At 71.8% G+C, this 2,764-nt stretch carries 1 protein-coding gene; it reads right to left on the bottom strand.

The features are described 5' to 3' along the window. Positions 1 to 74 precede the first annotated feature (74 nt). A complete protein-coding gene (locus ACIQOV_RS36085; RefSeq protein ID WP_401055036.1) occupies positions 75 to 2,528 on the bottom strand; it encodes an RICIN domain-containing protein in 2,454 nt (817 codons plus the stop codon). Between the last annotated feature and the right edge of the window lie 236 nt (positions 2,529 to 2,764).

Raw genomic sequence — 2,764 nt, 5'->3', positions numbered from 1 at the left:
GGCGGTGTTGCTCCGTGCCGGGCGCCCGGTCGGGGCGCCCGGCACGACGTCCGGGCAGGGGCGTCTCGGTCCCGTCAGGAAACGGTCCACTGCTGGTTGGCGCGGCCGGAGGCGCAGGTCCACTGGACGACCTGGGCGCCGTCGGCGCTCGAAGCGCCCGTGACGTCCAGGCACTTGCCGCTGTTCGCCGAGACCAGCTGGATGCGGGCCCCGGTGTCCGGGACGAGGGTCCACTGCTGGTTGGCCTTGCCTGCGGCACACGTCCACTGCACGACCTGGGCGCCGTCGGCGCTCGAAGCGCCCGTGACGTCCAGGCACTTGCCGCTGTTCGCCGAGACCAGCTGGACGCTGCCGGTCCCGGCGACCGGCACCAGCGTCCACTGCTGGTTGGCCTTGCCTGCGGCGCACGTCCACTGCACGGCCTCGGCGCCGTCGGCGCTCGAAGCGCCCGTGACGTCCAGGCACTTGCCGCTGTTGACGCTGGTCACGGTGTGGGTGGCCGGCGCGGCCAGCGGCGTGACGGTGGTGTTGGCGAAGTCGGCGTGCTGGAACCCGCCGACGCCCAGGCCGATCTGGCCGATGCCGTGCCCGGCGTCGGCGACGGAGGCGACCTGGGTGCGGTCGATCGACGCGGTGATGGTCTGGCCCTGGACGGCCAGCGCGAGGTTGTGCCAGGTTCCGGCCCCCGCGCCGGGGTAGCTGCCGCTCGCCAGCACGGTGTCGGCGCCGGAGCGGTCCTCGCTGAACAGGCTCCAGGCACCGGTGTCGTCGATCTTCAGATGGTAGCCGGAGCGGTCGTGGTCGACGTGGTCGATGCGGCCGAGCAGTTCGGCGGAGGTGCCGGCCTGTTCGAGGGCGACGTCCGAACTCGCCTGGTAGTGGGCCCAGGACGGGTCGCCCAGGAGGGTCAGCGGGGTGTAGTTCATGTCGTCGTGCCACGGGATCGGCGCCCGGCTGATGACCTGGCGCAGGCACACCGGGGTGGTCGCTCCGGACGGGCAGGGCGCGGTCTCGAAGGCGCCCGCCCAGTCGTGGAAGTAGCGGGCGGTGGCCCCTTCGCGGTAGCCGCCGAGGTCGGCCTGGTACGGCAGTGGCATCGCGGCGGGTGCAGGCGGCACGGCGGTGCCCTTGCCCTGTCCGGTGGTGGTCGTGACGGTGTAGACGTAACCGGGCTGCACGGTGAGCGAGTACGAGCCGCTCTTCGGGGTCACGTCCTGGGCGTGGACGAACCACTTCGACGGGTCGGTGGAGTTCATGTCGGTGGCCCAGACGTGCACCTGGCCGGTGGACAGGCCGCCGGCGACCTTGAAGGTCAGGGTCTGCGCGGCGGTGGCGTCGGTGGCCTCGATGACCGTGCTGTAGTCCCGGCCTGACTTGAGCGTGACGTAACTGCCGCTGTGCGGGTCGCCGTTGGCACCGGTCCCGGTCAGGTAGCCGCTGGACCCGTCCAGGTACTGCCAACCCGGCTTGGCGAACTGGGTGGTGTGCGCCATGACCCAGATGTCGCGGCCGACCGCGTAGTTGCCGGACCACGGCTGGTCGGCGGCCATCAGCCCGGCGCCCGCGTACGGCAGGTTCGAGGGCCAGGAGCTGACCAGCGCCCACTTGATGTCCGAGGTGATCCGGGCGTCGAGGTACTCGCGGTTGACGTTGCGGGCCAGCGCGGCCGGGTCGGCACCGTAGCTGTCGTTGTCGTCCTCGGAGGCCCACAGCCGCTTGCCCAGCCCGGTCGCGGTGTCGCTGCCCGGGCAGGCGGTGTAGACGGGGGTCGAGTGCCAGCAGGTGCCGTGCAGGCCGATGACGCCGACGGCCTTGGCGAAGGCGGGGTCGCCGGCCATGTCCGCGGCGATCGACCAGTGCTCGTCGTCGCTGTCGGACGCGACCAGGGTGGTGCCCTGGTGGCCGTGGCCGTCCAGGTCCGCGCGCAGCTTCTCGAACCAGGCCTTGTCGTAGCCGCGCTCGTTCCAGCCGCCGAGGTAGCCGACGTTCAGTCCGTGCTGCCGGGCGCAACCGAGCCAGGACTCCAGGTAATCGATGTTGTCCTGGGACCAGACGCCGCCGTTCAGCCAGCCCGGCGCGGCCCATTCCAGGCCGTAGAAGGTGATCCCGGGGTTGCGGGCCTTGGCCTGCTCCATGAGCCACCACTCGTACCCGCGGTCGCAGTCGACCTCGGTGGGGGTGCGCATGTGGGACGGTTCGGGGCCGTCCGAGGAGTTGGCGTCACCGCCGATCTCGACCTTCAGCATCTGCAGTGAGGCGCCGTAACCGGGCTTGAACAGGTAGTCCAGCACCTGGCTGCGCTGGGGCTCGGGGTAGTCGACCAGCAGACGCGAGGTGGCGCCGCCGCCGCTGATCGCGCCGAGCCCGTCGTACGCCCGCCCCGGCGAACGGCCGTCCAGTGTCACGGACTTCGTCGTGGGAGCCGGCGCGGCCACCGCGGCCGGCGCGGCCAGGGCGGCGGCGACGCCGAGTGCGAGCGCCGCCAGGGCGGTGACGCCCCGGCGGAGCGGGTGGGGTGGTTCGGTCATCGACTACTCCTGTCCTCGGGCTGGGTCGGCCGGAGCGGGGCCCACCAGGACTCGGCCCGGCCGGGGCGGCCGGGACTGGCGGGTGCATGCCGACATGCCGGGGAGGACAGTAGACCCAACATTCAACAGTAATCAACAACTTCAGATGAAATACAACGCGATCGGCCGGCCGCCACCAGGAGGCAGCGGCCGAGCCGGCTTGCCACAGGGGCACAGCACCACCCCTCAGGCATGCC

Source organism: Kitasatospora sp. NPDC091257, assembly GCF_044757675.1.
GTDB lineage: Bacteria > Actinomycetota > Actinomycetes > Streptomycetales > Streptomycetaceae > Kitasatospora > Kitasatospora lactacystinica.
Note: the sequence above shows the minus strand (reverse complement) of the source record. Positions and strands in the feature narration are given on the sequence as shown.

Coding starts and splice junctions, on each gene's coding strand:
- ACIQOV_RS36085 (WP_401055036.1), bottom strand. CDS start 2,528: ATGACCGAACCACCCCACCCGCTCCGCCGGGGCGTCACCGCCCTGGCG.